Annotated in this window: 21 protein-coding genes; 11 read left to right on the top strand and 10 right to left on the bottom strand. The window is 66.9% G+C overall.

Annotated elements, in window-relative coordinates; all coding sequences use genetic code 11:
* Positions 1-67: 67 nt before the first annotated feature.
* On the bottom strand, positions 68-1,459 hold the full coding sequence (locus tag BKG60_RS08395; protein ID WP_083650272.1) for a salicylate synthase: 1,392 nt from the start codon (positions 1,457-1,459) through the stop codon (positions 68-70).
* A gap of 152 nt (positions 1,460-1,611) precedes the next feature.
* Positions 1,612-2,784, bottom strand: coding sequence for a radical SAM family heme chaperone HemW (hemW, locus tag BKG60_RS08390; RefSeq protein ID WP_075909530.1), 1,173 nt, complete (start codon positions 2,782-2,784; stop codon positions 1,612-1,614).
* 93 nt (positions 2,785-2,877) lie between these two features.
* Between hemW and BKG60_RS32830 the strand changes: the two genes are divergently transcribed.
* From BKG60_RS32830 to BKG60_RS08350, 9 genes are all read left to right on the top strand, one after another.
* Positions 2,878-2,982: an Ms4527A family Cys-rich leader peptide gene (locus BKG60_RS32830; RefSeq protein ID WP_350222970.1), complete on the top strand. Its 105-nt coding sequence runs from the start codon at positions 2,878-2,880 to the stop codon at positions 2,980-2,982.
* A 124-nt stretch (positions 2,983-3,106) separates the two neighbouring features.
* Positions 3,107-4,795, top strand: a complete 1,689-nt coding sequence (locus tag BKG60_RS08385) for a nitrite/sulfite reductase (protein ID WP_075909529.1) — start codon at positions 3,107-3,109, stop codon at positions 4,793-4,795.
* Between the two features lie 8 nt (positions 4,796-4,803).
* The gene (locus tag BKG60_RS08380) at positions 4,804-5,529 is read left to right on the top strand and encodes a phosphoadenylyl-sulfate reductase (RefSeq protein ID WP_075909528.1); all 726 of its coding nucleotides are present in this window, start codon (positions 4,804-4,806) and stop codon (positions 5,527-5,529) included.
* A 7-nt stretch (positions 5,530-5,536) separates the two neighbouring features.
* Positions 5,537-6,250 carry a sirohydrochlorin chelatase gene (locus BKG60_RS08375; RefSeq protein ID WP_075909527.1) on the top strand — a complete coding sequence of 238 codons (714 nt, stop codon included), beginning with the start codon at positions 5,537-5,539 and terminating at the stop codon, positions 6,248-6,250.
* 145 nt (positions 6,251-6,395) lie between these two features.
* Complete coding sequence (locus BKG60_RS08370; protein ID WP_075909526.1) at positions 6,396-7,775, top strand: MBL fold metallo-hydrolase; 1,380 nt, start codon at positions 6,396-6,398, stop codon at positions 7,773-7,775.
* 38 nt (positions 7,776-7,813) lie between these two features.
* Positions 7,814-9,034: an NAD(P)/FAD-dependent oxidoreductase gene (locus BKG60_RS08365; protein ID WP_075909525.1), complete on the top strand. Its 1,221-nt coding sequence runs from the start codon at positions 7,814-7,816 to the stop codon at positions 9,032-9,034.
* Entirely contained in the window at positions 9,034-9,630 is a 597-nt protein-coding gene (locus BKG60_RS08360) for a rhodanese-like domain-containing protein (RefSeq protein ID WP_070189082.1), read from the top strand. Before BKG60_RS08365 ends, BKG60_RS08360 begins: the two co-directional genes overlap by 1 nt.
* Positions 9,627-10,487: a sulfite exporter TauE/SafE family protein gene (locus BKG60_RS08355; RefSeq protein ID WP_075909524.1), complete on the top strand. Its 861-nt coding sequence runs from the start codon at positions 9,627-9,629 to the stop codon at positions 10,485-10,487. The genes BKG60_RS08360 and BKG60_RS08355 overlap by 4 nt, the downstream gene beginning before the upstream one ends.
* Before the next feature lie 59 nt (positions 10,488-10,546).
* A complete protein-coding gene (locus tag BKG60_RS08350; RefSeq protein ID WP_036449197.1) occupies positions 10,547-10,807 on the top strand; it encodes a metal-sensitive transcriptional regulator in 261 nt (86 codons plus the stop codon).
* Positions 10,808-10,825: 18 nt separating this feature from the next.
* Here the strand turns inward: BKG60_RS08350 and BKG60_RS08345 are convergent, their stop codons facing one another.
* The 6 genes from BKG60_RS08345 to BKG60_RS08325 all read right to left on the bottom strand — a co-directional run bounded on the left by BKG60_RS08345 (position 10,826) and on the right by BKG60_RS08325 (position 15,189).
* On the bottom strand, positions 10,826-11,875 hold the full coding sequence (locus tag BKG60_RS08345) for a sulfate/molybdate ABC transporter ATP-binding protein (protein ID WP_075909523.1): 1,050 nt from the start codon (positions 11,873-11,875) through the stop codon (positions 10,826-10,828).
* Positions 11,876-11,895: 20 nt separating this feature from the next.
* On the bottom strand, positions 11,896-12,717 hold the full coding sequence (gene cysW, locus BKG60_RS08340) for a sulfate ABC transporter permease subunit CysW (RefSeq protein WP_070189079.1): 822 nt from the start codon (positions 12,715-12,717) through the stop codon (positions 11,896-11,898).
* Complete coding sequence (gene cysT, locus BKG60_RS08335) at positions 12,714-13,592, bottom strand: sulfate ABC transporter permease subunit CysT (protein WP_075909522.1); 879 nt, start codon at positions 13,590-13,592, stop codon at positions 12,714-12,716. The genes cysW and cysT overlap by 4 nt, the downstream gene beginning before the upstream one ends.
* Positions 13,589-14,632, bottom strand: coding sequence for a sulfate ABC transporter substrate-binding protein (locus tag BKG60_RS08330; protein WP_070943460.1), 1,044 nt, complete (start codon positions 14,630-14,632; stop codon positions 13,589-13,591). Before BKG60_RS08330 ends, cysT begins: the two co-directional genes overlap by 4 nt.
* 122 nt (positions 14,633-14,754) lie before the next feature.
* The gene (locus BKG60_RS32825) at positions 14,755-14,847 is read right to left on the bottom strand and encodes an Ms4533A family Cys-rich leader peptide (RefSeq protein WP_358024091.1); all 93 of its coding nucleotides are present in this window, start codon (positions 14,845-14,847) and stop codon (positions 14,755-14,757) included.
* A gap of 138 nt (positions 14,848-14,985) precedes the next feature.
* Positions 14,986-15,189 carry a hypothetical protein gene (locus BKG60_RS08325; protein ID WP_070189143.1) on the bottom strand — a complete coding sequence of 68 codons (204 nt, stop codon included), beginning with the start codon at positions 15,187-15,189 and terminating at the stop codon, positions 14,986-14,988.
* A 115-nt stretch (positions 15,190-15,304) separates the two neighbouring features.
* Here BKG60_RS08325 and BKG60_RS08320 point away from each other — a divergent pair, with 115 nt between their 5' ends.
* The gene (locus BKG60_RS08320; protein ID WP_070189076.1) at positions 15,305-17,335 is read left to right on the top strand and encodes a glycoside hydrolase family 15 protein; all 2,031 of its coding nucleotides are present in this window, start codon (positions 15,305-15,307) and stop codon (positions 17,333-17,335) included.
* A gap of 4 nt (positions 17,336-17,339) precedes the next feature.
* Here BKG60_RS08320 and BKG60_RS08315 read toward each other — a convergent pair whose 3' ends face one another.
* Positions 17,340-17,897, bottom strand: a complete 558-nt coding sequence (locus tag BKG60_RS08315; RefSeq protein ID WP_075909521.1) for a class I SAM-dependent methyltransferase — start codon at positions 17,895-17,897, stop codon at positions 17,340-17,342.
* A gap of 49 nt (positions 17,898-17,946) precedes the next feature.
* Between BKG60_RS08315 and BKG60_RS08310 the strand changes: the two genes are divergently transcribed.
* Positions 17,947-18,861, top strand: a complete 915-nt coding sequence (locus tag BKG60_RS08310; protein ID WP_075909520.1) for a zinc-binding dehydrogenase — start codon at positions 17,947-17,949, stop codon at positions 18,859-18,861.
* A 12-nt stretch (positions 18,862-18,873) separates the two neighbouring features.
* Here the strand turns inward: BKG60_RS08310 and lepA are convergent, their stop codons facing one another.
* A complete protein-coding gene (gene lepA, locus BKG60_RS08305; RefSeq protein WP_070189073.1) occupies positions 18,874-20,763 on the bottom strand; it encodes a translation elongation factor 4 in 1,890 nt (629 codons plus the stop codon).
* Positions 20,764-20,824: the final 61 nt, after the last annotated feature.

Here is a 20,824-nt window from a genome sequence, read left to right as displayed (position 1 = left end):
TCCGGCACGACGCGGCCGTTTCGGCTAACTGTCGGGCATCGCGCGAAGCCACCCGCGACGTGTTAGCTCACTCACATGTCGGCCCGGCCTCCTCGATGAGATACGGCGACAGCGTGCTCAGCTTCTCGCACGTCTCCTCGAACTCGCGGTCGGGCGTGGACTCGGCGATGATGCCGGCCCCGGCCCGCAGCCAGGTGTGCCCGTCGGCCTCGTAGGCCGCCCGCAATGCGAGCGCCGCGTCGAGAGATCCGTCAGCCGAGAACATCGTCACCGCGCCGGAATACAGACCACGGGGCAGCTCGTCGTGGCGCAGTATCGCCTCGACGCCCTCGGCCTTGGGAATTCCCGAAGCCGTCACGGCAGGGAACAGCGCCTCCAACGCATCCATTCGATCCATCGACGGGTCGAGGCGCGCCCCTACGGTGGATCCCAGGTGCTGCACGCTGCCGCGCTCCCGAATGGTCATGAAGTCGGTGACGGTCGCGGTGCCGGGTTCGGCGACTTCGGCGATCTCCTTGAGCGAGCTGCGCACCGAGATCGCGTGTTCGACGATTTCCTTGGAGTTGGACTCGAGATCGTCACGGGCCGCCTGATCGTCGGCCGCGCCGCGACCGAACGCCCTGGTGCCGGCCAGCGGCTCGGTGACCACAAACCCGTCCTGATGCACCGCGGCGACGAGCTCGGGGCTGTAGCCCAGCGCGCGAAGCGCACCGAGCCGCAACAGGAATGAGCGGGCCGGGTTGTTGTGCCGGCGGCCCAGCCGGTAGGTCGACGGAAAGTCGAGCCGGAAGGGCACGTCGAAGCGCCGCGACAGGATCACCTTCTGATACCGGCCCCGGCCGATCTCCTCGATCGCGGACGCCACCCGGTCGCGATAGCCGCTACCGTCCTGGCGGATGTCGACGGCGCGAGGGTCGGCCGTCGACGGGGCACCCTCGGCGATCAGTCGTCGCACGACGCCGTGGTGGCTCTCGGGGCCACCCAGGACCGTGACCCGTTCCGCGGTTACCTCGATCTGCGTCAGCGGACTGAACACCCGTGCCAGCGGGGTCTTCGGCGGCAACCGGTCTTCGAGTCCGAACTTGTACGCGCCGAATTCGAATGCGACCCAGCCGAATGCGGTGTCGGCACTGGTCTCGGCGTCGGCGAGCATGAGATCGACCGCTTCGCCGAGCACCGCGCCCGGCCTGCCGGTCCACGGCCGTCGTGCCGCAACCACTCCATCCCGGGTGAGGCGCAGCTCATCGCTGTCCAGTTCGACACCACACTGCGCTCCACACGCCAGGATCCAGCGGTTCCCTCGCTCGTACACCACGTAATCACTGCCGTCTTCGGACAGCGCGCGGGCAATCTCGGCGACCAGATCGGCCGGGCCGGTCGCCTTGTCACCCACAGGCAGCTCGAATGAGGCGAGCGCGGCCGAAGCATCGCAGTCAGCTTGGTCGTTCTTGGTGAGCATTTGACAAAGCTTAGCCTCGCCTAACCCATTGCACAGGCCTACGTCCCTGCCGCGAATTGGCTACGGATTCAATATCTTCCGCACACGTCCCACACATGCGTACACAGCGTCCTCACAGGGTTCACACAGAGCATTCGCCCGGATCTCGCTGCTTACGCCAGCAGCTCGCGAACGACCGCGTCCGCGAGTAACCGGCCGCGGTCGGTCAGCACCAGGGCTTCTCCTTGCCGCAGGAGAAGACCTTCGCCACACAGATTCTCAGCCCGCTCCTGTTCGCCGGCATCGAGTAGTGCCACGGGCAGGCCGTCGCGGACCCGGACCCGCAACATCACTTCCTCGACATGGCGATCGCGGGCACCAAGTTCTTCGAAATCGGCGACAGGCAACCGATTCTCGGTCAATGCCTGGGCATAGGCGTTGGGGTGCTTGACATTCCACCAGCGGGTAGCCCCCAGGAAACCATGCGCCCCAGGTCCCGCACCCCACCACTCTCCGCCACCCCAATAACCGAGGTTGTGCCGGCACTGCCCGCCCTCGAGGCTCCAGTTCGACACCTCATACCAGCGCAGACCCGCCGCCGACAGCCGGTTGTCCAACAGTTCATAGCGTTGGGCGAGCACGTCGTCATCAGGGCGGGCGATGTCGCCGCGGCGTACCCGGCGGGCCAGGGCGGTGCCGTCCTCGACGATCAGGGAATACGCCGACACGTGGTCGACGCCGGCGCCCACCGCGACGTCGATCGAGCGCCGCAGATCGTCGTCGGTCTCCCCCGGCGTGCCATAGATGAGATCGATGTTGACGTGTTCGAACCCCGCGGCCCTGGCCTCCACCGCGGCCGCGGGCGCGCGCCCCGGAGAGTGTGTCCGGTCCAGCACGGCCAGCACCTGCGGAGCAGCGGATTGCATACCCAGCGATACCCGGGTGTAGCCGGCCTCACGCAGCGTCGCGAACATCTCCGGAGAAGTGGATTCGGGGTTCGCCTCGGTGGTGACCTCGGCGTCGACGGCCAGCTCGAAATTGTCGCGGACCGCGCCGAGCACCGCCGCCAGGCCCACCCCGCCCAGCAACGACGGCGTCCCTCCGCCCACGAACACCGTCTGTACCGGCACCGAACCGACGTTCTCGGCCGCCAGCCGCAGCTCGACGCGCAAGGCGGCCAGCCAGCCGTCGGGGTTGGCGCCCCCCAATTCGGCCGGCGTGTAGGTGTTGAAGTCGCAGTATCCGCAGCGGGTCGCGCAGAACGGTACGTGGATGTAGATGCCGAACGCGCGGCCTGGAACGTGAGCCAACCGGGGTTGGCCGGTGAGTTCGGTGCGCGTGGTCATGGTTTGATTTTCCCAGACTGTCCAGCGACGACTTTTGCTCACCGTGAACACAAATATGGCCCGGTTAGGGCAGGTGGCGACAATCGTGGCAGAATGTCGGGCGTGACTGCCGCCCACAACAGCACCACCCGCATTGCGCTGGTGGCTCGTCGGCATGTCGATTTCAAGCGCGTCTGTAGCTGTTGCTGTCTGCCCTGATCACGCGTTGATTTCGGACCCCGCCCGCCCCATAGTTTCAGCTGGCACCGGATCTGCGCCGCCGGACAGCCACCGGTGATCTGCGCGGTCTACATGCCAGCTCCTTTATCCGAGGAGCACAACAGTGACAACCCCCGAGGCACCTGCCAAGGCCGACCGGCCCGCCAAGAAACCCCGCGACGAAGGCCAGTGGGCGCTGGGCAGCCGTGAGCCGCTCAACCACAACGAGGAGTTCAAGCAGGAGGACGACGCACTCAACGTGCGCGATCGCATCCTCAACGTCTACTCACGCGAGGGCTTCGCCAGCATCGCCAAGGACGACCTGCGCGGACGGTTCCGGTGGATGGGGCTCTACACCCAGCGCACCGAAGGCTACGACGGCACCTTCACCGGTGACGACAACGCCGATCTGCTCGAGGCCGAGTACTTCATGATGCGGGTGCGCACCGACGGCAAGGCGCTCTCCGCGCAGGCCGTCCGCACTCTCGGCGAGATCTCGGTCGACTTCGCCAGGGACAGCGCCGACATCACCGACCGGGAGAACCTGCAGTACCACTGGCTGCGCATCGAGGACATCCCCGAGGTCTGGCGTCGCCTGGACGAGGTCGGCCTGCAGACCATGGAGGCCTGCGGCGACTGCCCGCGCGGCATGCTCGGGTCTCCCCTGGCCGGCGATTCGCTGGTCGAGGTGCTGGACCCCACGCCGGCGTTGAAGGAGATCGAGCGGCTCTACATCGGTAGCCCTGAGTTCTCCAACCTGCCGCGCAAGTTCAAGACCGCGATCTCGGGGTTGCAGGACGTGGCCCACGAGATCAACGACGTGTCGTTCATCGGGGTCAACCACCCCGAGCACGGGCCCGGCCTGGACCTGTGGGTCGGTGGCGGACTGTCCACCAACCCGATGCTGGCCCAGCGCGTCGGCGTCTGGGTCCCGCTGGAAGAGGTCGCCGAAGTGTGGGCCGGCGTGGTCGGGATCTTCCGCGACTACGGCTACCGCCGGCTGCGTTCGAAGGCGCGGCTTAAGTTCCTGATCAAAGACTGGGGTACCGAAAAGTTCAGGGAAATTCTCGAAACGGAGTACCTGCACCGCAAGCTGCATGACGGCCCGGCCCCGGAGCAGGTGCCGCACACCGTCGACCACGTCGGCGTGCAGAAGATCCGCAACGGCCTCAACGCGGTCGGCGTCTCGGCGATCGCCGGACGGGTGTCGGGCACGATCCTGACCAAGGTGGCCGATCTCATGGAGGCCGCCGGTTCCGACCGTGCCCGCCTGACCGCGTACCAGAAGCTGATCATCCTCGACGTCCCCGATGAGAATCTAGCCAAGCTCAGGGAGGGCCTGGACGCCCTCGGCCTGCAGTCGCAGCCGTCGCACTGGCGGCAGAACCTGATGGCCTGCACCGGTATCGAGTACTGCAAGCTGAGCTTCGCCGACACGCGTGGTCGCGCCCAGCACCTGGTTCCCGAGCTGGAAGCCCGGCTGGGTGACCTCAACGCCGAGCTAGACGTGCCGGTCACCGTGAACATCAACGGCTGCCCCAACTCGTGCGCCCGCATCCAGGTCGCCGACATCGGCTTCAAAGGCCAGATGGTGGACGACGGCGACGGCCCGGAGGAGGGCTTCCAGGTTCACCTCGGCGGCAGCCTCGGTCTGGACAGCGGTTTCGGGCGCAAGCTGCGTCAGCACAAGGTGCTGGCCACTGAGCTCGGCGACTACATCGAGCGGATTGTCCGCAATTTTGTGAAACAACGCGAGAGTGGCGAGCGTTTCGCCCAGTGGGCCATCCGGGCCGACGAGGCGGACTTGAGGTAGATCGCGAGATGAGCACATTGACTGAAGCGGAATTGATCGAGCTCGCCGAGCGCGGTGCGGCCGAGCTGGCCGACGCCGGCGCCGAGGAGCTCCTGCGCTGGACGGACGAGCACTTCGGCGACGCCGGCGGGCCGGCCAACAGATCCGGTTACGTCGTGGCCTCCAACATGCAGGACGCTGTCCTGGTCGAGATGGCGGCCAAGGTGCGCCCGGGCGTCGACGTACTGTTCCTCGACACCGGCTACCACTTCGCCGAGACCATCGGCACCCGCGACGCCGTCGAGCAGGTTTACGGCGTGAACGTGGTGAACGTCCGTCCCGAGAACACGGTCGCCCAACAGGATGAGCTGCACGGTGTGGACCTGTTCGCCCGCGACGCCGCGGCCTGCTGCCGGATGCGCAAGGTCGAGCCGCTGGGCAAGGCCCTGGCGGGCTACAGCGCATGGGTCACCGGTATCCGCCGGGTGGAGGCGCCGACGCGCGCCAATGCCCCGCTGATCAGCTGGGATGCCGCCTTCGGCCTGGTCAAGATCAACCCGATCGCGGCCTGGTCCGATGACGAGATGCAGGCCTACATCGAGGCCAACGACATTCTGGTCAATCCCCTTGTGTACGACGGCTATCCGTCCATCGGGTGCGCCCCGTGCACGACCAAGCCGGCCGAAGGCGCCGATCCGCGCAGCGGCCGGTGGGCCGGCCAGGCCAAGACGGAGTGCGGGCTGCACGCCTCGTGAGGATCCTGTGACGCTCGTTCTCACCGCACACGGCAGCGCGGACCCGCGCTCGTCGGCGAACGCGCATGCCATCGGCGGGCATCTGCGCCGTCTGCTGTCCGACACCGAGGTACGGGTCGCGTTCTGTGAACAGAACGCGCCCAACCTCACCGAAGTGCTGCCCGAAGTGGAGCCGGGTGCCGTGGTGGTGCCACTGCTGCTGGGCAGCGCCTACCACGCCAGGATCGACATTCCAGAGTTGATCGCCAACTCCGGTGCCGCGGTCACCCAGGCCGGCGTGCTCGGAGACGACCCCCGCTTGCTGCAGGTGGTCCGGGAGCGACTGACCGCGGTGGGTGTTTCCCGATTCGACGCCGATCTGGGAGTCGTCATGGTGGGGGTGGGCTCGTCGCACCCCGCTGCGAATGCGCGCACCGCCGCGCTGGCCGCAGCACTGGCCGAAGGCACCCGCTGGGCCGGCACACACGTGGCGTTCGCCACAGGGCAGACCCCGTCCCTGCCGGAGGCGGTGGATCGGTTGTACCACCGCGGTGCCCGCCGTCTGGTGATCGCGCCCTGGTTCCTGGCGCACGGCCGGATCACCGACCGGGTCGCCGAATTTGCTTGTGCTGCAGGTATTCCGATGGCCGAGCCTCTTGGCCCGCATCGCCTGGTGGCCGCCACGGTGCTGGATCGATACGAAGAGGCGCTGGCCGCCCGCAGCGCCGGCTTCGCGGCCTGACCCCTTCGCCCTCGAAAGCAATCTCGCCCCCGGGTATCGCCCGGGGGCGCTTTCATGAGCTTGACTCCTATACCCCAAGGGGTATATTCAAGGCTATTGAGATACCCCCCTAGGTATACAGCCCGAACCGACAAGGAGCTGAACAATGAAGTTCATCCAGTACTACCTGGACTGTCTGTCGCACGCGTCGTACCTGATCGGTGACGAGTCATCGGGTCACGCCGTCGTCGTCGACCCCCAGCGCGACGTCTCCGAGTACGTCGCCGACGCCGAGCAACTCGGCATGCAGATCACCCATGTGATCGAAACCCACTTTCACGCCGACTTCCTGTCCGGCCACCTCGAGCTGGCCGAGGCCACCGGCGCCTCGATCGTGTACTCCTCGGTCGCCCAGCCGGAGTTCGACCACCTGGGAGTCGAAGACGGCCAACGTATTTCGCTCGGCGAAGTCGTGCTCGAGTTCCGCCACACCCCGGGCCACACGCCGGAATCGATGAGCATCGTGGTCTATGAACACGCCGACGACGAGGTGCCCTACGGCGTCCTGACCGGCGACACCCTGTTCATCGGTGACGTCGGCCGGCCCGATCTGCTGGCCTCGATCGGTTTCACCCGCGACGAGCTGGCCGACAAGCTCTATCACTCACTGCACGAGAAGCTGCTGCCGCTGCCCGATGCCACCCGGGTCTTCCCCGCCCACGGTGCGGGATCGGCCTGCGGCAAGAATCTGTCCACCGAGCTGTCGTCCACCATGGGCGAGCAGAAGCAGACCAACTACGCCCTGCGGGCACCGGACAAGCAGTCGTTCATCGAACTGGTCACCGCAGGACAGCCGCCGGCCCCTGGCTACTTCGTGTACGACGCGATCCTCAACCGCAAGGACCGCGCTCTGCTGGACGAGGACGCGATGCCGGAGGCACTGGATTACCACCGGGCCACCGATGCCGTCGGCAACGGAGCCATGTTGATCGACGGTCGCAGCCCCGAGGACTTCGCCCTGGGTCATCTACGCAATGCAATCAACATCGGACTGGCCGGGCGCTACGCCGAATTCGCCGGTTCGGTGGTCAAACCCGACGCCGACATCGTGCTGGTGACCGAACCGGGCGAGGAGCGTGAGGGCAAGAACCGGCTGGCCCGCATCGGATTCGACCGCGTGCTGGGCTACCTCGCCGATCCGGAGCGCACGATGTTCGAGCACTCCGACGACGTGACAGTCGCCTCGCGGTTGACCGCCACGGCCTTCGGCGAGCGGGCGGACACGGTGCCGGACCTGCAGATCGTCGACGTGCGCAATCCCGGCGAGACCGAGGCAGGCATGGTCCCGGGCGCCGTGAACATTCCGGTGGGTCAGCTGGCGGACCGGACCGACGAACTGGATCCCACCCGCCCGACCGTGGTCTACTGCGCCGGCGGCTACCGCTCTTCGGTGGCGGCCAGCCTGCTGCGCCAGCGCGGCTTCGCCGATGTCAGTGACATCCTGGGCGGCTACGGCGCCTGGGCTGACAGCACCCACGCCGCCTGAACCGCACGCCCTCTGAGAGACAGGAAAACACAACAAGCATGTCGACCCCAGTCAAGCACGAGGTCCTGATCATCGGCGGCGGCACGGCCGGGATCACCGTGGCAGCCCGGTTGCTGCGCAAGCATTACCCCGACGTGGCGATCATCGAGCCGTCCGACAAGCACTACTACCAGCCGCTGTGGACCCTGGTGGGCGGCGGCCAGGCCACGGCCGCCGAAACCGAGCGCGCCGAGGCCTCGGTCATGCCGCGCGGCGCAACCTGGATCAAGAGTGCGGTCACGGCCGTCGACCCGGACGCCAACACGGTTACCTGTGCCGACGGCGCGACCTACGGCTACGACGTGCTCGTGGTGGCACCGGGCATCCAGTTGGACTGGCACCGCATCGAGGGCCTGACCGACACCCTGGGCAAGGACGGTGTGTCGTCGAACTACCGCTTCGATCTCGCCCCGCGCACATGGGAATTCATCCGCGACACCCGGTCGGGCACCGCCGTGTTCACCATGCCGTCGGGGCCGATCAAATGCGCCGGGGCACCCCAGAAAATCGCCTACCTGGCCTGCGATCACTGGCGACGTCAGGGCGTGCTCGACAATATCGACGTACACCTGGTGGTCCCGACCCCGCGCATCTTCGGCATCCCGGCCATCGCCGACAACCTGGACAAGGTCATCGCTGACTACGGCATCACGTTGCACGCCGGAAGTGAAGTGCGGGCCGTCGATTCGGCGTCCCGCAAGGTGACGGTGACCAGTGTCGGCAATGACGGCGCAGGTACTGACTCCACGCTCCCCTACGACGTGCTGCACGCGGTCCCGCACCAATCGGCCCCGGACTGGATCAAGGCCAGCCCGCTGTCGACAAGCCATGTCGGTGGAGACGCCAACGGATACGTCGACATCGACAAGCACACCATGCAGCACGTGCGCTACCCGAACGTGTTCGGCCTCGGCGATGCCGGATCTTCCCCGAACTCGAAAACCGGTGCGGCCCTTCGCAAACAAGCGCCCGTAGTGGTCGAGAACATCGGCGCGCTACTCAGCGGACGCCCGCTCACCGGATCCTACGACGGCTACGCGTCCTGCCCCATCGTGACTTCCTCGCACGACATGCTGCTGGCCGAGTTCGACTACGACTTCGCCCTCAAACCCTCCTTCCCCCTCCTCGATCCGGTCAAGCCGCACCGGCCCTACTGGTACCTGAAGAAGTACGGACTGCCCGCCATGTACTGGAACCTCATGTTGAAAGGTCTCGCCTGATGTCCTCCTCGCCGATCATCGACGCCGTCGAGCTCAACCAGCTCAAGCAAGCCGGCACCGGCCCGCGGCTCATCGATGTCCGCACGCCGGGTGAATTCGAAACCGCCCATATTCCAGGCGCTTACAACGTGCCACTGGATCTGCTGCGGGAACACCGTGACGAGATCGCCCAGCACCTCGACGAGGATGTCGTGCTGGTCTGCCGGTCGGGGCAGCGGGCCACCACCGCCGGCCAGACCTTGCGTGAGGCCGGCCTGCCGAACGTCTCGATCCTCGACGGCGGCATGACGGCCTGGCAGGACAAGGGATTCGCGGTGCGCCGCGGCCCGCAGCGCTGGGACCTCGAGCGCCAGGTGCGCCTGGTCGCGGGGTCGATCGTGCTGAGCAGCGTCCTGGGCAGCATCGCCTCCCCCAAGCTCAAGTGGGTCGCCGCGGGGATCGGGGCCGGGTTGACCACCGCGGCGCTGACCAACACCTGCGCGATGGGCATGATGCTGGCCAAGCTGCCGTACAACCGCGGCGCGTCCTGTGATGCGCAGAGCGTCGTCGAGCAGCTGATCGGCTCCAAGCAGTCACTTTCCGGCGCGTTGGCATGATCGCCCTCGCTGTCGCGCTTGCCGTCCTGGTCGGGGTGTCACTCGGACTCCTCGGCGGGGGCGGCTCGATCCTGACCGTTCCGCTGCTGGCCTATGTGGCCGGCATGGAAGCCAAGCAGGCGATCGCCACATCGCTCGTGGTGGTCGGGGTCACGAGCGCGGTCAGCACCCTTTCCCATGCCCGTGCCGGCCACGTGCAGTGGCGCAGCGGCCTGCTGTTCGGGGCGGCCGGCATGGTCGGGGCATACCTGGGCGGCCTGCTGAGCTACGTCGTCGCCGGATCGGTACTGCTGATCGCCTTCACCGTGGTGATGACTGCCACCGGTATCGCAATGATCAAGGGCCGCAACGCATGCACACCGACCGCGCGGACGATGCCGATCGCCAAGGTTCTGCTGATGGGGCTCGGGGTCGGTGTGGTGACGGGCGCCGTCGGCGCCGGCGGCGGCTTCCTCGTGGTGCCCGCGCTGGCGCTGCTGGGCGGCCTGCCCATGCCCGTCGCGGTGGGCACCTCGCTGCTGGTGATCACGATGAACTCGGCCGCGGGCCTGGCCGGACACCTGAGTACCGTGCCGATCGACTGGACCATCGCCGGAGCGGTTACCGCCGCGGCGGTGCTGGGCAGCCTGCTGGGCACCCGGCTGGCCGCGCACGTCGATCCCGACGCCGTGCGCCGGGGCTTCGGCTGGTTCGTGTTGGTCATGGCCTCGGTCATTCTCGGCCAGGAGCTGCACCCCGTCGTCGGGCTCATCGCCGCGGGCCTGACCGGGCTGGCCGGTCTCGGCAGTCTCAGCTGCGCGCGGCTCGGATGGTGTCCGCTGCGGTGGCTTTTCGGCCCACCGACGGCGACAACCTGACCCCCATACCCCCGCGGGTATAGTAGAAACCACGAAGCCCAACATGAAAGGGGCACACCATGATCTGCGACGAGGAATCGATCTCCGCAATCCTCAACAGGTTGCGGCGCGCGCAGGGGCAGCTCTCCGGCGTCATCACCATGATCGAGCAGGGTCGTGACTGCAAGGATGTCGTCACCCAGCTCGCCGCGGTGTCGCGAGCCCTGGACCGTGCCGGATTCAAGATCGTCGCCACCGGTCTGCGTGAATGCATCACCGGCGAGAGCGACGAACCCATGGACGTCGCCGAGTTGGAGAAGTTGTTCCTGACCCTGGCCTGACCGCGCGCCGTGACCGTCTCAGCCGGCGGTCACCGCCTCGTCCTCGTCGCTCGCCGGAACCTGCACTCCCCCGGCGATCTGCGGAACACGCGTCGCTCGCACATAGACGGTGTCACCCTCGCGCAGCGCCAGCGCCTCGGCATCACCCCGGGTGATCTGCGCGGTGAACGGCACATGGGTTGCGGCACTGGTCAGCTCCACCCGCACCTCGAAGCCCAGCATCACGATCCGGTCGATGGTGGCCCGCAGCACCCCGGTGGCCTCCGCGGTGCCGTCGCCTGCGGCGATGGCCAGTTCCGGGGTGCGGCCGACACGAATGTCATGGGGGCGCACCAAGATTCCGTTCAGCTCCGACACCGCACCCAGGAACGACATCACAAATGCGTTCGCCGGCTCGTCGTACACTTCGGTCGGCGAGCCGATCTGTTCGATACGGCCCTTGTTGAGCACCGCGATCCGATCCGCCACGTCCAGCGCCTCGGCCTGATCGTGCGTCACCAACACCGTGGTGACATGCACCTCGTCGTGCAGGCGACGCAACCAGCTACGCAGGTCGTCGCGCACCTTGGCATCCAGCGCCCCGAACGGCTCGTCGAGCAGCAGTACCTGCGGATCCACCGCCAAAGCCCGCGCCAGCGCCATCCGCTGGCGCTGTCCGCCGGAAAGCTGGTTGGGATAGCGGGTCTGAAAGCCGGCCAGCCCCACCACTTCCAGAAGATTGTCGACCTTCTCCTTGACCTCGGCCTTCGGACGCTTGCGAATCTTGAGGCCGAAGGCGACGTTGTCGCGGACATTCAGGTGTTTGAAGGCCGCATAGTGCTGGAACACGAACCCGATCCCCCGGCGCTGCGGTGGCACCCCGGTGACGTCGCGCCCGTTGATGGTGACGGTTCCGGTATCGGGCTGATCCAGGCCCGCGATGGCACGCAGCAGGGTGGACTTGCCCGAGCCACTGGGACCCAGCAGCGCGGTCAACGAACCTGAGGGCACCTCGAAGTCGATATCGTCGAGCGCCGCGAATTCGCCGTAATGCTTGTTGGCGCCCCGAACCACGATCGCTTGGGTCATGCGCTTATCTCCTTATGGGCCTACTGCGCGGCCTTGGTTCGGCGCCGGTCGAGGATCACCTGGACAACCAGCACCACCACGGCAACCGCCATGAGCAATGTCGAGAGGGCATACGCCCCGTACACCGATTCGTCGGTGCCGCGGTTGTAGCGGTCGGCCACCAGCAGCGTGAGCGTCTGGGAGATGCCGGGAAGATTCGAGGACACCATGATCACCGCACCGAACTCACCGAGCGTGCGGGCGATGGTCAGCACGATTCCGTAGGTCAGACCCCACCGGATCGACGGCAGCGTAATCCGCCAGAACGTCTGCCACCAGGTCGATCCCAGGGTGGCGGCGGCCTCTTCCTGGTCGGTGCCGATCTCGTGCAGCACCGGCTCGACCTCACGGATGACGAATGGGACAGTCACGAAGATGCTGGCGAGCACGATGCCGGGGAACCCGAAGATGATCTTGAAGCCGAGGTTGTTCTCGACAAATCCGAGCAACCCGGCCGAACCCCACAGCAGGATCAGTGCGACACCCACAACCACCGGCGACACCGCGAACGGCAGATCGATGATCGCCTGCAGGGCACTCTTGCCGCGGAACCGGTTGCGCGCCAGCACCAAGGCCGTGGGAACGCCGAACAACACGTTCAGCGGCACCACGATCGCCACGACCAACAGCGAGAGGTTCAGCGCCGAGATGGCCGCGGGCGTGCCCACCGATGCGAAGAACGCGCCGATCCCCGGGCTGAACGTGCGCAGGAGGATCAACCCGACCGGGACCACCACCAGCACCGCCACATAGGCCAGCGCCAGAAAGCGCAACAGGTACCGCGCCGACGGTGAGAGCGTCATGCCGAAAGCTCCTCCCGCTTGGCCGCCCGCGAACCCACTGCGCGCAGCACCAACAACACCGCGAACGAGATCAGCAGCAGCACAACGGAGATCGCGGCAGCACCGGTAGGGTCGTCATTCTCGATCAGAGTCCGGATCCACTGCGAAGACACCTCGGTCTCGCCCGGTATCGCACCACCGATCAGCACCACCGAGCCGAACTCACCGATGGCACGGGAGAACGCGAGGCCCGCTCCCGACAGCAGCGACGGCAGCAAGGCCGGCAGGATCACCTTCAAGAAGATCACCCGGTTGTTGGCGCCCAGCGAGGCGGCCGCCTCCTCGGTCTCCCGGTCGAGCTCGAGCAGCACCGGCTGCACCGAGCGCACCACGAACGGCAGTGTGACGAACAGCAGCGCGACGCCGACGCCCCACTTGGTGTGCTGCAGGTGCAACCCGACCGGACTGGCCGGACCGTACAGCGCCAGCATCACCAGGCTGGCCACGATCGTCGGCAGGGCGAAGGGCAGGTCGATCACCGAGTCGACCAACCGCTTGCCGGGGAAGTCGTCACGGATCAGCACCCAGGCCACGATCAGACCGAAAACCAGGTTCACCACCGTGACTCCGGCCGAGATGGTCAGCGTCACCCGGAACGATTCGACGGCCGCGTTGGAGGTGACAGCCGCCCAGAAGGCGTTCCACCCACCGCCGGCGGCCTGCCACAGGATCGCCGCCAAGGGCAGCAGGACGATGAGGCTCAACCAGATCGAGGCCGCACCCACGCGCAGCGAGGTACTTCCGTAACGGCCGGGCCGCGCGCCGAGGGTGGGATCCGCCGGCGCGGGCACACCCGAATCGGGCTGGGCCGCGTCGTTCTGGGCTGCAGATGTCATCCAGTTGCCTGCTTGTAGATCTTGGTGATCGAGCCGTTGTCCTTGTCGAACAACGCCGGGTCGACCTCGTCCCATCCGCCGAGGTCAGCGATCGTCCACAGCTTCTCCGGAGTCGGGAAGTCCTTGACGAAGTCCGCCGCCACCGCGGGGTTGACCGGACGGAATCCGGCCTCGGCCCACAGCTTCTGTCCCTCGGCGGTGAGCAGGAAGTTCGCCAGGGCCTTGGCCTTGTCAGCGTGCGCGCTGGTCTTGACGACGGCGACGGAGTTCTCGATCTTGAAGGTCTGCGGCGGGTTGACATGCTCGATGTCCTTGCCCTGCCGCTCGACGTAGATCGCCTCGTTCTCATAGCTGATCAGGACGTCGCCGGTGCCCTGCAGGAACACGTCGGTGGCCTCGCGCCCCGAACTCGGGCGGGTCTTGACGTGCTCGGTCACCAGCTTGTCGACGAACTCGAGGCCGGCAGCAGAATCCTTGCCGCCGTTGCTTTTTACCGCGTAGGGCGCCAGCAGGTTCCACTTGGCCGAACCCGAACTCAGCGGACTCGGAGTGACCACCTCGAGCCCGGGCTGCAGCAGGTCATCCCAATCTTTGATGCCCTTGGGGTTGCCCTTGCGCACCACCAAGGACACCACAGAACCGAACGGGGTGCCCTTGGTGTTGCCCGCGTTCCAGTCATCGGGCACCTTGTCGGCCTTCACCAGACGGGCGATGTCGGGCTCGACCGAGAAGTTGACGATGTCGGCCGGCTTGCCATCGGCCACGGCCCGGGACTGGTCGCCCGAGGCCCCGTACGACGTCCGCACCGCAACGCCCTTGCCTTCCTCGGTGGCGGCAAACGCCGGGATGATCTTGCTCCAGCCCGGCTCCGGCACTGCGTAGGCGACGAGCGTCAGCGTGGTGTCGGCGTTCGCGGCACCAGGATCGCCACCGACGACATCACTGGCACCGCCGGCGCAGCCGACCGCAAGCACGGCAGTGGCGGCCAGGACGGTGGCAGTACGCCAGAACTTGCTGATCTTGGATTTGTGAACGGGCACTGATGACCTTTCTTACGGGCAGCCGACATTGCGAGGTCCGTCAGTCGGAAAGGCGAGGGAGGCAAGCGACGAGCATCCGGGCACAGAACCGCCACCGACACCAATCCGCGGACGGAGTGGAGTCAGCGACAACAGGCGACGTCAGCAACAGCGCACGAACCCACGGCAATGAGAGCCAAGACATGGCTCTCAGTCTTGCCGGACGCTGAATACATGGCGCGAAGAATAACAGAATTGCGGCATCGCGCCCGTCGAGCGCTCGACGGCTGGCTAACGGGTCAGCAACCACATCACGATGACCAGCACCACCAGCAGAATCAAGATCAACGTGACACGTGAGCGCGGCATCGGGTTCACTCTGATTCCGCCTCGTCAGCCGGGGCGTGGCGCAGCCGGCGCAGCCCGGCGCTTCCCCGGCCCAGCGCACCGTCGAGGACGACAGCGCTGCCATAGGCCAGGGCCAGCACCACGGGCATCACCACAGCGGTCTGCACGACGAACGGCAGCCCGGTCAGCCACAATTCGACGCCGTCCCACCAGTTCAGGATTGCCGCCATGGGGCAAGCGTAGGCGATCGCCCGGTTCATCCGTTCTCGGTCCCGCCCCACCCGTTACGTTCGACACGTGTGTCTCGGGTAGACGACACCTCTGTTCGCAGATGATGATGTGCGGATGGTCCTGCAACACACCGAGCCCACGGATGTCGTCGCGGCACTCGACAAGACGCCTGCCACTGCCAAGGCGCCCCAGGCGCCGTTGACGGTCACCGCCCCGGTGCCGTACTCCTCGGGCGGGGGCCTACGGAACCCGTTCCCACCGATCGCCGACTACGGCTTCCTGTCCGACTGCGAGAACACCTGCCTGATCTCCTCGGCCGGCTCGGTGGAGTGGCTGTGCGTCCCCAGGCCGGACTCCCCCAGCGTGTTCGGAGCGATCCTGGACCGCAGCGCCGGCCACTTCCGCCTCGGCCCCTACGGCGTGACCGTTCCGGCCGCGCGCCGCTACCTGCCCGGCAGCCTGATCCTGGAAACCACCTGGCAAACCCACACCGGCTGGCTGATCGTGCGCGACGCGCTGGTGATGGGCCCGTGGCACGACATCGACACCCGCTCCCGCACCCATCGGCGCACCCCGATGGACTGGGATGCCGAGCACATCCTGCTGCGCACCGTGCGGTGCGTCAGCGGGACTGTCGAACTGGTGATGAACTGCGAGCCCGCGTTCGACTACCACCGGGTCAGCGCGTCTTGGGAGTACTCGGGTCCGGCATATGGCGAAGCCATCGCCCGCGCCAGCCGCAACCCGGACTCCCACCCCACCCTGCGGCTCACCACCAACCTGCGCATCGGCATCGAGGGCCGCGAGGCCCGCGCCCGTACCAGGCTGACCGAAGGCGACAACGTGTTCGTCGCGCTGAGCTGGTCCAAGCACCCGGCCCCGCAGACCTACGACGAGGCCGCCGAGAAGATGTGGAAGACCAGCGAGTCGTGGCGGCAGTGGATCAACATCGGCGACTTCCCTGACCACCCGTGGCGGTCGTACCTGCAGCGCAGCGCGCTGACGCTCAAGGGGCTGACCTACTCGCCGACCGGAGCCCTGCTGGCCGCGCCGACCACGTCGCTGCCGGAAACCCCGCACGGCGAACGAAACTGGGACTACCGCTATTCGTGGATACGCGACTCCACCTTCGCGCTGTGGGGTTTGTACACGCTCGGCCTGGACCGGGAGGCCGACGATTTCTTCTCGTTCATCGCCGACGTCTCCGGCGCGAACAACGGCGAGCGGCACCCGCTGCAGGTGATGTACGGGGTCGGAGGCGAACGCAGCCTGGTCGAGGAAGAGCTGCCCCACCTGTCGGGTTACGACAACGCCCGGCCCGTGCGCATCGGCAATGGCGCCTACAACCAGATGCAGCACGACATCTGGGGCACCATGCTCGATTCGGTGTACCTGCACGCCAAGTCGCGCGAGCAGATTCCCGAGGCATTGTGGCCCGTGCTGAAGAACCAGGTCGAGGAAGCCATCAAGCACTGGAAGGAGCCCGACCGGGGCATCTGGGAGGTACGCGGCGAACCGCAGCACTTCACCTCAAGCAAGATCATGTGCTGGGTGGCGCTGGACCGCGGTTCGAAGCTGGCCGAACTACAGGGCGAGAAGAGCTACGCCCAGCAGTGGCGAGCGACCGCCGAAGAGATCAAGGCCGACGTGCTGGCCCGGGGCGTGGACTCCCGTGGCGTTCTCACCCAGCGTTACAACGACGATGCGCTGGACGCCTCGCTGCTGCTGGCGGTGCTGACCCGGTTCCTGCCCTCGGACGATCCACGGGTCCGGGCCACGGTGCTGGCCATCGCCGACGAACTCACCGAGGACGGCCTGGTGCTGCGCTACCGCGTCGAGGAGACCGACGACGGCCTGTCCGGTGAAGAGGGCACCTTCACGATCTGTTCGTTCTGGCTGGTGTCGGCGCTCGTCGAGATCGGCGAGGTGAGCCGGGCCAAGCATCTGTTGGAGCGGTTGTTGTCGTTCGCCAGCCCGCTGCATCTGTACGCCGAGGAGATCGAGCCACGCACGGGCCGTCACCTGGGCAACTTCCCGCAGGCGTTCACGCACCTGGCGCTGATCAACGCCGTGGTGCACGTGATCCGGGCCGAGGAGGAGTCCGACAGCTCCGGGGTCTTCCAGCCCGCCAACGCGCCGATGTAGCCGGTCAACGCTGTGCGCCGGCGGGCGCCCGGGCCACCAACCAGGCCTGACCGTCGCCCTCCGACGCGGCGAGGATCTCAAGGCCGGCGAAGGCCGCCTCGAGCTCTCCCGCGGCGGCCCGGAACCGGCCCGGCTGGGCACCGACTTCGCTCAGCACACAGATGGCCAGCAGGCCGCCGGGCCGCAGGCGGGCCGCCAACGCCGCATAGAGGCCGGGATCACGGAAGCGATGGCACAGCACCACATCGACCGCTGGGCCCTCCGGCAGGCCCTCGTCGAGATCGGCGACATCGAAGCAGCAGCGCGCTGCCACTCCCTGACGCACGGCTGAATGTCCCGCCTGGTTGATCGCCACAGCGGACACGTCCAGGCCCCACACGTGTAGCCCGCGCCGAGCCAACCACATCGCGGCCCGGCCGGTTCCACACGCGACGTCGAGCGCTGAGCCGGACCGCGGAAACCGGTCCGCGTGGTCGCTGAACACCTCGGGCAGGGCTGCTGCTTCGTCTGGCCCCGAGTCGGTGTAGGCCGCGTCCCAGCGGATGCGGTCCTTCTCGCTCACGTACGCCAGCCTATGGAATAGCTGCGCACAATTCGGGGTTAGCCCGTTCATGCGAGCCCTCGTCTACGACCCGCACGCGCCCGCCAACCTCCGGTTCGACGAAGTGGCCGAGCCTTCGGCAACCGAATCTCAGGCCCTCATCGATGTCCACGCGATCGCATTGAATTTCGGGGAACTGCACTTCATCGATCAGATGCGCCGCCCCGGCGAAATTCCCGGTTGGGACAGTGCCGGCGTCGTCACCCGGGCTGCGGCCGACGGCTCCGGACCGCCAGTGGGTGCCAGAGTGGTCGGATTCAGTGGTGAGGCCGGCTGGGCTGAACGGCGCGTGGTGTACACCGACAATCTGGCTGAGTTGCCCGAGTTCGTCGAGTTCGACGAAGCGGCCGCACTGCCCGTTGCCGGGGTGACCGCGCTGCAGGCACTGCGCGCCCTCGGCCCGGTCGTCGGGCGCCGGGTACTGATCACCGGCGCGTCCGGCGGTGTCGGCCGGTTCGCCGTGCAGCTCGCCGCGCGGGCCGGCGCCCACGTGGTGGCCGCCGTCGGCAGCGCCCGGCGCGGTGAAGGCCTGGCGGAACTGGGCGCAGCCGAAGTGGTGGTCGGCCTCGACGCGGTGTCCGAGCCGGTATACGGCGTGCTCGACAATGTCGGCGGGAAGCTTCTGGCCCAGGCCTTCAGCCTGGTGTCCGACGGCGGCTCGGTGCAGTCCATCGGCATGGCCTCCAACGAGCCGACGACGATCAACTTCGAGCAGGAACGGCGCACCGGAATCCGAAAACGGTTGGAGCCGTTCACCGTCCGAGCACCGTTCCAGGACGATCTGCACTACCTGCTGACCCTGTTGGCCGACGGCGAACTGGACCCGCAGATCGGTCTGCGGGATTCGTGGGAACACACCCCCGAGGCCGCGCGAGCCTTGTTGGGCCGCGAGGTCGCGGGCAAAGCGGTGCTGCAGGTCGTCTAGCGCGGCGGACTTTTACTTCTTGGGCTTGTCCGCTGCCGCGTCGGTGGACAGCGCCGCGACGAACGCTTCCTGGGGCACATCCACGCGACCGATGGTCTTCATGCGCTTCTTGCCCTCTTTCTGCTTCTCCAGCAGCTTGCGTTTACGGGTGATGTCACCGCCGTAGCACTTGGACAGCACGTCCTTACGGATCGCCCGGATGTTCTCGCGGGCAATGATTTTCGACCCGATCGCGGCCTGCACCGGCACCTCGAACTGCTGGCGCGGGATGAGCTCCTTGAGTTTCGTGGTCATCTTGTTGCCGTAGGCCGATGCCGAATCCTTGTGGACGATGGCGCTGAACGCGTCCACGGCCTCACCCTGCAGCAGGATGTCGACCTTGACCAGGTCGGCCTGCTGCTCGCCGGCCTCCTCGTAATCCAGGCTGGCGTAGCCACGGGTGCGCGATTTCAGCGAGTCGAAGAAGTCGAAGATGATCTCGCCCAACGGCATGGTGTAGCGCAGCTCGACCCGCTCGGGCGAGAGGTAGTCCATGCCGCCGAGCTCACCGCGCCGTGACTGGCACAGCTCCATGATGGTGCCGATGAACTCGCTGGGCGCAATGACCGTGGTCTTGACCACCGGCTCGTAGACCTCGCGGACCTTGCCCTCGGGCCAGTCCGAAGGGTTGGTCACCGTGATCTCGGTGCCGTCGTCTTTGATCACCCGGTAGACGACGTTCGGTGAGGTGGAGATGAGGTCGAGATTGAACTCGCGCTCCAACCGCTCACGGGTGATCTCCATGTGCAGCAGGCCGAGGAAGCCGCAGCGGAACCCGAATCCCAGCGCCACCGACGTCTCGGGCTCGTAGGTCAGCGCCGCATCGTTGAGCTGCAACTTGTCCAGGGCATCACGCAGATCCGGGTAGTCCGACCCGTCCACCGGATACAGGCCCGAGTAGACCATCGGCTTGGGTTCGCGGTAACCGGTCAGCGCCTCCGTCGCGCCCTTGCGCGCGGTGGTCACGGTGTCGCCGACCTTGGACTGCCGGACGTCCTTCACCCCGGTGATGAGGTAGCCCACCTCGCCGACGCCCAGGCCCGCACTGGCCTTCGGCTCGGGCGAGACGATGCCGACCTCGAGCAGCTCGTGGGTGGCGCCGGTGGACATCATCGCGATGCGTTCGCGCGGGGTGATCTTGCCGTCCACGACGCGCACATAGGTGACCACACCGCGGTAGATGTCGTAGACCGAATCGAAGATCATGGCCCGCGCGGGAGCGTCGGCGTCGCCGGTGGGCGCCGGCACCTGCCGCACCACCTCGTCGAGCAGCTCGGCAACGCCCACGCCGGTCTTGCCGGATACGCGCAGCACGTCGGACGGCTCGCAGCCGATGATGTGCGCAAGCTCACCGGCGTACCGTTCCGGGTCCGCGGCGGGCAGGTCGATCTTGTTGAGCACCGGGATGATCGTGAGGTCCCGGTCGAGGGCCAGGTACAGGTTCGCCAGCGTCTGCGCCTCGATGCCCTGCGCGGCATCGACCAGCAGCACCGCACCCTCGCAGGCCTCCAGAGCACGCGACACCTCGTAGGTGAAGTCGACGTGGCCGGGGGTGTCGATCAGGTGAAGGACATAGTTCTCTTCGGAGCCGTCATCACCGGTGACCTTCCAGGGCAGCCGCACGTTCTGCGCCTTGATGGTGATGCCGCGCTCACGCTCGATGTCCATCCGGTCCAGGTATTGGGCGCGCATCGACCGGTCGTCGACCACCCCGGTGAGCTGCAGCATCCGGTCGGCCAGCGTCGACTTGCCGTGGTCGATGTGGGCGATGATGCAGAAGTTCCTGATCTGCGCCGGCGCAGTGAACGTCTTGTCGGCGAAGCTGCTGATGGGAATCTCCTGGTGAGCGTGGGTGTCCAGCACGTCGTGTGCTTCCTAAGGGTATCGAGCAACCACCGTCGCGACACAATCGCCGGCAGTTCAC

This window comes from Mycobacterium syngnathidarum, from assembly GCF_001942625.1.
Taxonomy (GTDB): Bacteria; Actinomycetota; Actinomycetes; order Mycobacteriales; family Mycobacteriaceae; genus Mycobacterium; species Mycobacterium syngnathidarum.
This window is presented reverse-complemented; position numbering and strand designations above follow the sequence as displayed.